We start from the raw sequence: 13533 nt of genomic DNA, 5'->3' as shown, positions 1-13533 counted from the left end.
GTATGCAATGCTACTAAAGTCCGAACACCGACGCGCCAGCATCCGCACGTCCGACAACATTGCGGAATGAGGCGAACAACTCGCGGCCCATGCCATAACTGTTATGGCTCATATCGACCATAGCGGCTGGCCGTGCTGCCAGCACTTCTGGATCTTCCAGCACGTCCAGCGTGCCGATTTCGGCATCCAGGCGCACAATATCGCCATCGCGTATCTTGCCGATGATGCCGCCGTCCAGAGCCTCTGGCGTGACATGAATGGCGGCTGGCACCTTGCCCGATGCGCCGGACATACGGCCATCGGTGACAAGCGCAACCATGTGGCCGCGATCTTGCAGAACACCAAGTGCGGGGGTCAATTTATGCAGTTCCGGCATACCATTGGCGCGAGGCCCTTGAAAACGCACGATCGCTACGAAATCACGATTAAGCTTACCAGCCTTGAAAGCGTCTTGCAGGGCAGCCTGACTGTCAAAGACCAGCGCAGGAGCTTCAATAATATGCCGGTCGGCCTTCACTGCCGAAGTTTTGATAACGGCGGTTCCAAGATTGCCTTTCAGCATTTTCAGGCCGCCCGTCATTTGAAACGGTTCCGCGCAGGTGGAAAGCACTTTTTTGTCGGCGCTTTCAGCGGGAGTAGGGTTGCGGACTACAGTGCCGTTCTCGCCAAGCGCGGGTTCGATCGTATAGGCACGCAAGCCATCGCCGCCGCCCCAGACGGTCTTGACGTCCTCATGCAATAAGCCGCCATCCAGCAATTCGCGGATGATGTAACCCATGCCGCCTGCTGCGTGAAAATGGTTCACATCTGCAAGCCCATTCGGGTAGACCCGTGCCAGCAGCGGCACAACATCCGAAAGGTCGGAAATATCCTGCCATGTCAGCTTGATGCCAGCGGCGGCTGCCATTGCCACCAGATGCATGGTGTGGTTCGTCGAGCCGCCGGTCGCATGCAGGCCCACAACGCCATTGACGATGGTACGCTCGTCGATCATTTCACCGACAGGTGTGAATTCATTGCCCAGCGCCGTTATTGCCAGCGCACGCTTTGTCGCTTCGCGCGTCAGCGCCTCCCGCAATGGCGTGCCCGGATTGATGAAGGAGGAACCTGGCATGTGCAGGCCCATAATCTCCATCAGCATCTGGTTGGAATTGGCTGTGCCGTAAAATGTGCAGGTGCCAGGGCCGTGATAGGACTTTGACTCCGATTCCAGCAGTTCGTCACGGCCGACCTTGCCTTCCGCATAGAGCTGGCGGGTCTTGGCCTTCTCATCATTCGGCAGGCCGGTTGTCATCGGGCCAGCAGGGATGAAAACGGCTGGCAGATGACCGAAGGTCAGCGCACCGATAACGAGACCTGGAACAATCTTGTCACAAACGCCAAGATAGACCGCTGCATCGAACATATCATGCGAAAGACCGATAGCGGTCGCCATGGCGATGACATCGCGGGAGAACAGCGACAATTCCATGCCGGGTTGGCCCTGAGTTACGCCATCACACATGGCAGGCACGCCACCGGCAACCTGTGCCACACCACCGGCTTCCTTTGCCGCTTGCTTGATCAGGTTCGGATAGGTCTCGAAGGGCTGATGCGCAGAAAGCATGTCATTATAGGAGGTGATAATGCCGAGATTTGGCACCACATCGCCAGCAAGCGCAGCCTTGTCGGATGGGCTGCATGCGGCAAAGCCATGGGCAAGATTGGCGCAGGCAAGAGCGGAGCGCTTGGGCTTGCGTGAGGCAGCCTCACGCAAATGATCGAGATATACATCACGCGTTGGCTTTGACTGTTCGCGGATGCGATTTGTAATGCTTTTCACCCGTTGCGTTACGGTCATGGCTAAGTCCTTTTCTTGCGACCGGGAGTTTGGGAGCCTCCCGGCAATGAGGTATCAAGGCGCTTACCGGGCCCAGAAAATCTCAAGATCAATCGGCTTGTGGCGAAGCACGGCGCGGATCGGCATGTCCTCAACCTCGCCATCGGCAAGCGCTGTTTCCAGTGTGGTCATCTTTGCGGCACCTTCAATATGAAGTGCCACAAAACGTGCGCCGACTATAACCGGCAGCGTCAGCGTCAATCGCGGCTCGCCTGCATTTTCTGCTGACATTGGCAAAACCAAAGCTTTCGCATCTTTGGAAATTGCTGCTTTCAAATTATCGCCGCCGGGGAAAAATGACGCCGTATGGCCATCACCGCCCATGCCAAGGACAACCACATCGAAGGGCTGCCCAAGCTTGGCAATCTCAACCGCTGCAATTTCCGCACCGCGACCCGCGTCAGAAGCTTCATGGTATAGCCCGACAAATTTGGCTTCAGCCGCCGCATTCTGCAAAAGGGTTTCGCGCACCAGACGTTCGTTTGAGCGCTCACTGGTGGGTGGCACAAATCGTTCGTCCACCAGCGTTATTGTGATCCTGTTCCAAGGCAAATGCTTGAGCGACAAAGCTTTGAAAAAGCGGGCGGGAGTTGTGCCACCGGAAACAGCCAGCACAGCCTTTCCGTTTGCCTCGCATCCGGCCAAAAGGCGTTTGGCAACTTCTGTTGCCAATGCTTCGGCCAGCGCTTCGCCATTGTCAAATCTGTTCAGTCTTTGATCTGTCACCATGGATTGTGGCCCTATTCCGGCTCGTGCCATGTGCGGCCATCACGTTCGATGAGAGCAATGGCGGAAGAAGGCCCCCAGGTTCCTGCCGTATAGCCGGAGGGAACCTGTTCGGTCTCGGCCCATGCTTTGAGTATGGGATCAATCCAGCCCCAGGCCGCAACCACCTCGTCGCGCCGCATGAACAATGTCTGATTGCCGCGAACAACATCCATGAGCAAGCGCTCATAGGCATCAGGGCTGCGAACCTTGAATGATTCGGCAAAACTCATATCCAGCGGAACGTGGCGCAGGCGCATGCCGCCCGGTCCCGGATCCTTGATCATCATCCACTGCTTCACGCCTTCATCCGGCTGCAAGCGGATGACGAGCTGGTTGGCGACAATCCGCCCGGCTGTCTCGCCGAAAATCGAATGCGGAATGGGCTTGAACGAAACCACAATCTCCGATGCCCGCGCGCCGAGACGCTTGCCGGTACGAAGATAAAAGGGTACGCCAGCCCAGCGCCAATTGGCGATTTCCGCTTTGATCGCGACGAATGTTTCCGTGTTGCTTGGCGAGCCCAACTCGTCCAGATAGCCCTTGACCGCACCTCCGGATGAAGCACCGGCACGATACTGGCCGCGCACAGTGAGCTCTTCGGCATTTTTCGAGGTAATGGGGCTCAGCGAGCGCAGCACTTTCAGCTTTTCATCGCGCACCGCATCGGCATCCATGGATGCCGGCGGCTCCATCGCGACAAGGCAAAGCAGCTGCATGATGTGATTTTGCACCATGTCTCGCAAAGCGCCCGCTTTGTCGTAGTAACCGGCGCGGCCTTCAAGCCCCACCTGCTCGGCAACCGTAATCTGCACGTGATCAATATGGGCGGAATTCCATAGGGGCTCGTAGAACGCATTGGCAAAGCGCAACGCCATCAGGTTCTGTACGGTTTCCTTGCCAAGGTAATGATCGATGCGGAAAATCTGCTGCTCGTTGAACACATGGCCGATTGTATCATTGAGCGCGATGGCGCTATCAAGATCACGGCCGATTGGCTTTTCAACGATGATGCGTGTGTGATCGGTAACGAGCTTGTTGCTCTTTAAACGGCTCGCAATATCGCCAAAAAGTGAAGGGCTGACAGCGAGGTAAAAAGCACGGATGCGCTTGGAGTCATTGCCGATTTCCGCCTTGAGTTCTTCCCATCCGGCGTCAGATGTCGCGTCAACTGCAACATAGGAGAGGCGCTCCAGAAACTGGTCGACCTGTTTTTTGTCGTACTCGTCAGCTTTGACAAATTCCTTGATCGCGGCTTGCGCAAACTTGCGATAATCTTCATTCGACATGGCCGAACGGGATGCACCAATTATACGCGTGGGTTCTGAAAGCTGGCCATCACGCTGGCGCTGATAAAGCGCCGGGATGAGCTTGCGTTCGGCAAGATCGCCGGTTCCGCCAAAAACGATGCAATCAAATGGTTCAACCGGGATAATCTGACTTGTCATGAATAGAGTCTCGCTATGCCTGAATTGCGCGATACAAAATGTAGCTCCAAAGCGCAGGGTTTCTATAATCTAATCGATTTAAAATGACCAGTCCTTTAGCGTAAACTGCGTCAAATTGCATTTCCAATCCGCTGAAGTTCCGGTACGACTACTACGAACGGGAAACAGCCATGTTACAGAATCTCTCGCGTATTGTCGCACAGGATAAGAATTTCCTGAATATCATCAATGGCAGGCGTATCGGCTCAGCCACTGGAAAAACCATTCCTGTGGCATGTCCTTCTGACGGGGCGGATTTCGCAACAATCCCGGCTTGCGATACAGCTGATGTAGATCGCGCTGTCAGTGCAGCCCGGCTGGCTTTTGATGAAGGACCGTGGTCCTGCATGCCTGCCTTTGAGCGCGGCCGCTTGCTGACACGCCTTGGACAGCTCATAGAAAAACATGGCGATGAACTTGCGGCACTTGAAGCGCGTGATACAGGAAAGCCAATAAGGCAGGGCAGGGCTGATGTCGCTGCGACGATACGCTATTACGAGTTTTATGGTGGCGCGGCGGACAAGGTTCATGGCGATACGATCCCTTTTCTTGAGGGATACACCGCGCTGACTTTGCGTGAGCCGCATGGCGTTGTGGCTGGAATCACCCCTTGGAACTATCCGATGCAGATCATGGCGCGCGTGGTTGGAGCAGCGCTTGCCATGGGCAATACGCTGGTCATCAAACCCGCCGAAGACGCGTCGCTTTCAACCATCCGTATTGGTGAGCTTGCCATCGAGGCAGGGTTTCCCGATGGCGTGCTCAATATCATCACGGGCTATGGCGCAGAGGCGGGAGCAGCATTGTCCGCTCACCCTGGTGTTGACTATGTAACTTTTACAGGTTCGCCCGTCACCGGCACTGCGATCCAGCAGGCGGCGGCCACCAATAATCGCGGCGTGACGATGGAGCTTGGCGGCAAGTCACCGCAAATTGTTTTCGCCGATGCCGATATCGGAAAGGCCTTGCCGGTCCTCGTCAATGCCATCATCCAGAATGGGGGGCAGACCTGCTCAGCGGGTAGCCGTATCCTCATTGAACGTTCGATATATAATGAAGTCGCAGAAGAATTGGCGGCAAGGTTCAACAATCTTGTCGCCGGGCCGCATGATGCTGATCTCGACCTTGGACCAATGATTAATGCCGCGCAAAAGCGCCGTGTGGAAAACTATATAACAGCCGCCGCGGAAGCCGGAATTGAGGTCGTTGCGCGCGGGTCGATTCACGCGGACGCGCCTGTCTCCGGCTTTTATGTTGCGCCGGTGCTGTTTGGCTCAGTCGATCCGGCGGCAGTCCTGGCGCAGGAAGAAGTTTTTGGTCCGGTGCTTTCACTGTTTTCGTTTGACAGTGAAGAAGAAGCAATCCGTCTTGCCAACAGCACTGAATATGGACTTGTCGCGGGTGTCTGGACCAGAGATGGTGCACGGCAGCACCGTGTTGCAAAGCGCGTGCGTGCGGGGCAAGTCTATGTCAATGCTTATGGCGCAGGTGGCGGTGTAGAACTTCCCTTTGGCGGTTTTAAACGCTCTGGTCATGGCCGCGAAAAGGGATTTGAGGCGCTTTACGATATGTCCGCAACCAAGACGGTCGTTTTTCGCCACGATTGAATCTCGTAAATAAATCACAACAGATGGAGGATAAAATATGGCCCGTTTGGCAGGCAAGACAGCGATTATTACCGGCGCAGCATCAGGCTTCGGTGAGGCAATGGCACGCCGTTTCGCACAGGAGGGCGCGAATGTCGTCGTTGCTGATTTAAATCTTGTCGGAGCAGAAGCTGTCGCGCAATCTATCGGCGATAACGCCCTTGCCGTGAATACGGATGTGACACGCAAGGAAGATATTGACGCCATGGTCCAAGCCACCATGGATAAGTTCGGCCGTATCGACATCATGGTCAATAATGCGGGTTATTCCCATCGAAATGGGTCTATGCTGGGTGTTGACGAAGATACATATGATCTGATCGCAGCGATCAATATGAAGGCCATTTATTATACCGCTCTTGCCGTTGTGCCGATCATGGAGCGGCAGGGCAGCGGATCGATCATCACAACGGCTTCCACCGCAGGCTTGCGCCCGCGTCCCGGCCTGACCTGGTACAATGCCTCAAAAGGCTGGGCGATCAGCGTGACCAAATCCATGGCCGTCGAGCTGGGCCCGAAAAATATCCGGGTCAATTGTCTTTGCCCTGCGGCAGGCGAAACTCCAATGCTCGGGCTGTTTCTTGGCGAAGATACACCAGAGCGGCGGGCGCAGTTCAAGGCCACTATTCCACTTGGACGTCTGTCTGTTCCGCTCGATGTTGCCAACGCAGCGCTTTATCTGGCTTCCGACGAGGCTCAGTTCATCACTGGTGTTGCGCTTGAAGTGGATGGCGGGCGCTGCATATAAAAGTGGTGCTACACTTGAATCGCTGGCAGAGGGGTCTACATCTTTGATGTATTCCCCCTTCAATAAGCGCTGCCCGGCCAAGCGGCCGCTCTGGCGTTATGCTTTTTCAAGGAAATCAACATGACAACCAAACCTGTCTGGTTCATCACGGGCTGTTCAACCGGCTTTGGCCGTGAACTTGCCCAACACACACTATCGCTCGGTTACCCAACCGTTGTCACTGCGCGCAATCCCGCACAGGTTGAAGACATTGCCAGGGGTCACGAAGGCAATGCCCTTGTCCTGAAACTCGATGTCACCAAGCCAGAAGAAGTCGCCGCTGCGGTCAAAGCGGCCGAAGAGCGCTTCGGACGCATCGATGTTCTCGTCAATAATGCGGGCATTGGCTATTTCGGCTCCCTCGAAGAGAGTGAACTTGCTGAAGCGCGCAAGATGTTTGACATCAACATCTGGGGTCTCATGGATATGACCCGCGCCGTTCTGCCGGGCATGCGCAAACAGCGTTCCGGCACCGTGGTCAATATCTCGTCGATTGGCGGGTTGCGGGGCTTCCCGGCGGTCGGCTTTTATAATGCGACCAAGTTTGCTGTGGAAGGATTGTCGGAGTCACTCTCCAAGGAAGTCGCACATCTTGGCATCAAAGTGCTGATCGTCGAGCCAAGTGGATTCCGCACCGATTGGGCTGGCCGTTCTGCCAATGAAGCGCCGGAGACGATCGAAGATTATCGTCCCTCTGCCGGCGAGCGCATGCGCCAGATCCGGCAGGCCAGCGGCAATCAGCCGGGCGATCCGGTAAAAGCCGTGCAGGCGATCGTCAAGGCTGTCGAGGCGGAAAACCCGCCGCTGCGTCTGCTGCTTGGCAAGATTGCCCTCGATGGCGCTCGTGAAAAAATCACGGAAATGCAGCGTGATTTTGATGCTTGGGCCGAGGTGAGCATAGGCGCGGACGCGCCAAAGCAATAGTTAGAAGGGCCACGCGAGTGCTTTCGGAAGAGATATTCGCGTGGCCTCGTTCACCATCTCGCTAAAACAATTTTCGGCCCCGCCTCCCATCGGCCCGCTTTATGCGCTATCATCTTTTCACCGAAACTGACCTTGGTGATTGATGCCTTCCGAAACTCCTGAAAAGAAACCTGCGCGAACCTCAGCGAAACGGCAGCGCACGCCTGCCTATGTCAAAGCTACTCGTGGTGTGAAAAACTGGCGTGAAGCGGCTGAGTGGCTTGCCTGGCGGGATATCGAAGACATAGAATGCATCACGCCCGATCAAGCCGGCGTGGCTCGCGGCAAGATGATGCCGTCGAAGAAGTTCACCTCAAATACATCGCTCGCCCTGCCATCGGCAGTTTTCATGGCGACGATTTCCGGTTCCTATCCGGAAGATGGTTATGGTTTTTCCTATCCGGAAGACGATGGCGATCTCAAATTGATGCCCGACCTTTCAACTCTGTCGGAGGTGCCGTGGGAAAGCGACCCCACCGCTCAGGTCATTTGCGATCTGGTAAACAAAGACGGGCAGGCGGTTGAGTTCACGCCGCGCAATGTGTTGAAGCGTGTGGTGGCGGCCTATAACAAGAAGGGTCTGAAGCCCGTCGTTGCGCCTGAAATCGAATTCTATCTCGTTAAGAAAAACCCCGACCCTGACTATCCATTAACCCCACCGGTCGGCCGGTCTGGCCGTGCTATCGGCGGCGGGCAGGGCTATTCAATTGCTGGCGTCAATGAGTTCGATGAACTGATCGACGACATTTACCACTTCTCCGAAAGTCAGGGTCTTGAGATCGATACACTGATCCATGAAGAAGGTGCAGCGCAGCTGGAAATCAACCTGCGTCATGGCGATCCGGTCGAACTTGCCGATCAGGTATTCCTGTTCAAGCGCACGATCCGGGAAGCGGCGCTAAAGCACGATATGTATGCAACCTTCATGGCCAAGCCCATTCAAGGGCAGCCAGGATCAGCCATGCATATCCATCAGTCCATCGTCGACAAGAAGACCGGGCGCAACGTTTTCTCCAATCCTGATGGTACCGAAAGTGAGGCTTTCCGGCATTTCATCGGCGGTATGCAGAAACATGTTCCCGCCTCACTGGTCATGTTTGCACCTTACGTGAATTCCTATCGCCGCCTGACACCGGCAGCATCAGCTCCGGTCAATGTCAAATGGGGTTATGATAATCGTACCACGGCATTCCGCGTGCCGCGCTCCGACCCTGCAGCACGTCGTGTCGAAAATCGCATTCCCTCCTCTGATGCCAATCCATATCTGGCACTGGCAGCCTCGCTCGCTTGCGGTCTTCTGGGTATGAATAACAGGATCGAACCGGATGCACCTGCCTCGACGACCGTTAATGACAATCTGATCGAGCTGCCTCGCGGTTTGATCGAGGCCACCTTGCTGTTCGAGCAAGACAAGGACTTGATTGCTATGCTGGGTGAATCTTTTGCCATCACCTATGCCGCCATAAAACGTGCAGAGTTCGAAACCTTCATGGAGGTTATCAGTCCCTGGGAACGTGAATTTCTGCTGCTGAATGTTTAAGTTTGGCAGCAGCACCATCGTGCGTGGTTCGACGGGGCTCACCATGAGGGAAGTTGTTAATTGCAGTGCTAAAAACAGTTCTGCAAATAATTTTGCAGCCCGGTACCTCCCTCATGGTGAGCCCCGTCGAACCACGCACTGCACCGTTGCGGTAAATAAGTGAACAAGATTGCATCAATAAATGGCCCATCAGTCCCCCATTTCGCCCGGCATATCATGGTACGAATCAACGATTGCTGATCGCACGGAATATCCGGCTCTGGATGGCTCCCGCACCGCTGATGTTGTTATCGTCGGCGGCGGGTTCACCGGCCTTTCGGCGGCCGTGCATCTGGCATCTTCAGGCGTTGACGTCGTGTTGCTGGAAGCATTTCGGTTTGGGGATGGGGCTTCAGGGCGCAATGGCGGCCAGCTTGGGACAGGCCAGCGCGCATGGGCGGAAGAGCTTGAGGCTCAATATGGCTTTGAGCGCGCCAAAGCCCTGTTCGATCTTGCCGAAGAAGCAAAAAGACATCTGCTGGAATTCGCTGAAACTCATCAGATCGACATTGAATATGTGCCCGGCCAGATGTCCGTTGTGCACAAGAAGCGGTACCTCAAAAGCTATCGCGAACATGCGGAGTTGATGACGGCGCGGTTCAATTACCCGCACATTCATTACATGGAAGCGGACGAAACCACCGAGCGGTTGGGCTCGACCCGCTACCTTGGCGGCCTTTACGATAAAGGTACCGGCCACATCCAGCCGATGAAACTCGTCGTCGGCACCGCCGCCGCTGCGGCGAGGGCAGGCGCGCATCTTTATGAGAATACCAAGGTCACCGGTATCAAATCCGAAAATGGCAAGGTGAGTGTCAGCACAGCGACCGGCACTGTCACTGCGGCAAAGGCCCTGATCGCCGTCAATGCCTATGGCGGCAATCTGGAACCGGTCAGCGCCTCTCATGTCATGCCGATCCGCTCATTCATTGGCGCAACAGTGCCGCTGGGGGATAACAGCCCGGTTTTGCCGGGTGGTGAAAGCGTCGATGATTCGCGTTTCGTTGTGCGCTACTTTCGCCGCTCAAAGGATGGGCGGCTGCTGTTCGGCGGTCGTGAGGCCTATACGGCCGATAATCCGCTGGATATCAGCACCCATATTCGCCGACAGATTGCCGAGATTTATCCGGCACTTGCCAATGTGGAGATGACGCAAGCCTGGGGCGGGTCGGTCGGTATCACCATGCCGCGTCAGCCATTCGTGCGTGAAGTCATGCCCAATGTGATTTCGGCAGGCGGTTATTCCGGTCACGGAGTAATGCTGGCGAATTTTGTCGGCAAGCTCTATGCGGAAACAGTAGCCGGCAATCGCGACAGGCTGAAACTGCTGGAAGAGTTGAAAGTTCCGGCATTTCCGGGTGGGCGTACATTCCGGGCGCCCATGCTGTTTCTTGCCCTTAGCTGGTATGCACTGGTGGATCGGATTTAGAACCTTTCGTGCAACAAGAATGGCCTAAACCTTCCGCACGATCACACTTCCAACCGAATATCCCGCGCCAAATGAACAGATGACGCCGAGGCTACCCGGCGCAAGGTCATCGGAATATTTCGAGAATGCGATGATCGATCCAGCCGATGACGTATTGGCATAGTTCTGCAGGATATTGGGTTGTTCGCCGGGTTCCGGTTCGCGGCCAAGCACCTTCACGCCGATCAGATCGTTCATACCTTTGTTGGCCTGATGCAGCCACAGGCGTGACAGGTGGGCAGGAGCGATGTTCTCGTCTGCCAGATGTGTCAGGATCAGGTCGGAAACGATCGGCACAACCTGTTTGAAAACCTTGCGGCCTTCCTGCTTGAACAACATGTCACGGCGGTCGGTCATGTGGCCTTCGCGGGTGCGGCGCAGGAAGCCATTATTGTTGCGGATATTGTTGGAGAATTGCGTCAGGCAACGTGTCGACACGATCTCAAAACGGTCCTCCCCGGTGGCCAGGTCATCGCGTTCAAGCAATACCGCAGTGCAGACATCACCAAAGATAAAATGGCAGTCGCGGTCGCGCCATTCGAGATGGGCCGAGCAGATTTCCGGATTGACCATCAGAATTGCCCGCGCAGAACCCGAGCGGATCATATCGGCCGCCGCCTGAATACCGAAGGTTGCCGAGGAACAGGCCACATTCATGTCAAAACCAAAGCCTTCAATACCGAGCGCCTGCTGGACTTCTATGGCGATGGCGGGATAGGCACGCTCGTGATTTGAAGCCGCGCAAATCACAGCGTCGATTTGTGAAGCATCGCGCCCCGCTTTTTTCAGGGCAAGGGTAGCTGCATGGACGGCCATTTGCGCCATGACGGAAAGGTCTTCGTCGTTGCGTTCAGGCAAAACAGGATGCATGATTTCGGGATCAAGAATGCCGGATTTATTGAGCACATAGCGGTTTTCGATGCCCGACGCGCGAACGATAAAATCTTCATTGGACATGGTCATTGCATCGCGTGTGCCAGCAGCGATTTCGTCGGCATGCAATTCATTTTGCCGCGTTGCATAAGTATTGAATGCTTCAACAAGCTCGGCATTGCTGATGGATTGGTCCGGCGTGAAAACGCCTGTACCGCTGATGACGACTTTATGCATGGGCGTTTCCAGAGTTTTTCTTCTTCACAAAAGCGATAGAGCAAAGAAGGTTCAAATGGAACCCATACCCTCTCTATGCTTGGCCATCTTAAAAGCAAAACCGCCCGCAATTGCTTGCGGGCGGTTCTGCGTGCCGTGCTGGTTCCCAGACCGAAACCAGAGAAGGCCACAGCAATACAATGGGAGAGGCTATTGCCTTGTTACAACGACCGGGATCAGCAGATCCCCCCAGTTTCCGTCGCCACCATGATGACGGGCCGAGCGAACCAGCTCAACCGAAACCCCGGCATCAACCGCCTTCATGACGGATTGGTTGAGGCGGTGCAGATCATTGGCAACCATGCGAATGACAGCCTGCTGGTCTGTATTCATTGAGGAAGCCTGTTCCTCAGCCCGTTCTTTTACGCGTGAAATGGAAGCCATGATCGTTCTCCTCTCGTTATTCTATTCGGCAGCCGGGCGGAATTGCGCGGTTTCCGTTGATTCCTTCATTGCGGTTGTCGAAGACTGACCACCGGTGATTGCCAGTGAAACCGCGTCGAAATAGCCAGTGCCTACCTCGCGTTGATGCTTGGTGGCAGTGTAGCCGTTTACCTCGGCGGCAAACTCCGCCTCTTGCAGTTCCGAATAGGCGGACATCTGCCGGTCCTTGTAGCCGCGGGCCAGCTCGAACATGCCGTAGTTCAACTGGTGGAAGCCGGCCAGCGTGATGAACTGGAATTTGTAGCCCATAGCTCCCAGTTCGCGCTGAAACTTGGCAATTGTCGCCTCGTCCAGATGCTTCTTCCAATTGAAGGAAGGCGAACAATTATAGGCGAGCAACTTGCCCGGATGTTCCTTGTGTACGCCTTCGGCAAAGCGCCTTGCCTGCTCCAGATCGGGCTTCGATGTCTCGCACCAGATCAGATCCGCATGCGGGGCATAAGCGACAGCACGGGCGATGCAGGAGTCGAGACCGTTCTTGACCTGATAGAAGCCTTCAGTTGTGCGCCCGGCATCATAATCGACGAATGGCTGGTCGCGCTCATCAATATCCGAAGTCAGCAGCTTTGCAGCCTCCGCATCCGTGCGGGCAATAACCAGAGTTGGTGTGCCCATGACGTCGGCAGCCAGACGTGCAGCGTTGAGATTGCGGATATGGGCCGCTGTCGGGATCAGAACTTTGCCGCCAAGATGGCCGCACTTCTTTTCCGAAGCGAGCTGATCTTCATAGTGAACGCCAGCTGCGCCTGCCTCGATAAAGGCCTTCATGATTTCGAAGGCATTCAGAGGTCCGCCAAAACCTGCTTCAGCATCGGCGATGATCGGTGCGAACCATGTATCGACTGAAAGACCCTTGCCCTCGGCGGTTTCAATCTGGTCAGCGCGCTGCAAGGTCTTGTTGATGCGTTTTGCCAGTTCCGGTGCGGCATTGGCCGGATAAAGCGACTGGTCTGGATACATGGACGAAGCCGTGTTCGCATCAGCGGCAACCTGCCAGCCCGAGAGGTATATCGCCTTCAGCCCCGCCCGAACCATCTGCATGGCCTGATTGCCGGAGAGCGCACCAAGCGCATTGACGAAATCTTCCTCGTGAATGAGTTTCCACAACCGGTTTGCGCCGTTTTCAGCCAGCGTGTGCTTGATCTGAACCGAACCGCGTAGCCGCTTGACGTCCTCGGCAGTGTAGGGACGCTCAATATTGTCATAGCGGCCAGCAGGCGCATTCGGTACAAGGTTGTAAAAATCAGTCATTGTCGTCTCCAAAATAGTTTGTCGAACTCGCGGTCATCAGATGCGAAAGATACTTATCGCAGTTTCTGTGTGACTAAATTTACATTGCACTGCGATATATGCGAGAAATATCAGC

The 13533-nt window shown here is 55.3% G+C and carries 11 protein-coding genes; 5 read left to right on the top strand and 6 right to left on the bottom strand.

Going from position 1 to position 13533, the window contains the following annotated elements; genetic code table 11:
- Positions 1–13: 13 nt before the first annotated feature.
- From edd to zwf, 3 genes are all read right to left on the bottom strand, one after another.
- Positions 14–1840, bottom strand: coding sequence for a phosphogluconate dehydratase (gene edd / locus ACYJL1_RS16120; protein WP_460896315.1), 1827 nt, complete (start codon positions 1838–1840; stop codon positions 14–16).
- Positions 1841–1903: 63 nt separating this feature from the next.
- Complete coding sequence (gene pgl / locus ACYJL1_RS16115) at positions 1904–2608, bottom strand: 6-phosphogluconolactonase (protein WP_460896314.1); 705 nt, start codon at positions 2606–2608, stop codon at positions 1904–1906.
- An 11-nt stretch (positions 2609–2619) separates the two neighbouring features.
- On the bottom strand, positions 2620–4092 hold the full coding sequence (gene zwf, locus ACYJL1_RS16110) for a glucose-6-phosphate dehydrogenase (RefSeq protein ID WP_460896313.1): 1473 nt from the start codon (positions 4090–4092) through the stop codon (positions 2620–2622).
- A gap of 170 nt (positions 4093–4262) precedes the next feature.
- Between zwf and ACYJL1_RS16105 the strand changes: the two genes are divergently transcribed.
- The 5 genes from ACYJL1_RS16105 to ACYJL1_RS16085 all read left to right on the top strand — a co-directional run bounded on the left by ACYJL1_RS16105 (position 4263) and on the right by ACYJL1_RS16085 (position 10535).
- Entirely contained in the window at positions 4263–5738 is a 1476-nt protein-coding gene (locus ACYJL1_RS16105; protein WP_460896312.1) for an aldehyde dehydrogenase family protein, read from the top strand.
- Between the two features lie 37 nt (positions 5739–5775).
- On the top strand, positions 5776–6525 hold the full coding sequence (locus ACYJL1_RS16100) for an SDR family oxidoreductase (RefSeq protein ID WP_460896311.1): 750 nt from the start codon (positions 5776–5778) through the stop codon (positions 6523–6525).
- A 120-nt stretch (positions 6526–6645) separates the two neighbouring features.
- Positions 6646–7488: an oxidoreductase gene (locus ACYJL1_RS16095; RefSeq protein ID WP_460896310.1), complete on the top strand. Its 843-nt coding sequence runs from the start codon at positions 6646–6648 to the stop codon at positions 7486–7488.
- Positions 7489–7630: 142 nt separating this feature from the next.
- A complete protein-coding gene (locus ACYJL1_RS16090; protein WP_460896309.1) occupies positions 7631–9067 on the top strand; it encodes a glutamine synthetase family protein in 1437 nt (478 codons plus the stop codon).
- 181 nt (positions 9068–9248) lie between these two features.
- Complete coding sequence (locus ACYJL1_RS16085) at positions 9249–10535, top strand: NAD(P)/FAD-dependent oxidoreductase (RefSeq protein WP_460896308.1); 1287 nt, start codon at positions 9249–9251, stop codon at positions 10533–10535.
- Between the two features lie 24 nt (positions 10536–10559).
- Here ACYJL1_RS16085 and ACYJL1_RS16080 read toward each other — a convergent pair whose 3' ends face one another.
- The 3 genes from ACYJL1_RS16080 to aceA form a co-directional block, all read right to left on the bottom strand.
- On the bottom strand, positions 10560–11684 hold the full coding sequence (locus ACYJL1_RS16080) for a beta-ketoacyl-ACP synthase III (RefSeq protein WP_460896307.1): 1125 nt from the start codon (positions 11682–11684) through the stop codon (positions 10560–10562).
- A gap of 189 nt (positions 11685–11873) precedes the next feature.
- Positions 11874–12107, bottom strand: coding sequence for an SMc00767 family acetate metabolism repressor (locus ACYJL1_RS16075; RefSeq protein ID WP_115051250.1), 234 nt, complete (start codon positions 12105–12107; stop codon positions 11874–11876).
- Positions 12108–12128: 21 nt separating this feature from the next.
- The gene (aceA, locus tag ACYJL1_RS16070; protein WP_460896306.1) at positions 12129–13418 is read right to left on the bottom strand and encodes an isocitrate lyase; all 1290 of its coding nucleotides are present in this window, start codon (positions 13416–13418) and stop codon (positions 12129–12131) included.
- Positions 13419–13533: the final 115 nt, after the last annotated feature.

It is taken from the genome of Phyllobacterium sp. K27 (assembly GCF_054796155.1).
Note: the sequence above shows the minus strand (reverse complement) of the source record. Positions and strands in the feature narration are given on the sequence as shown.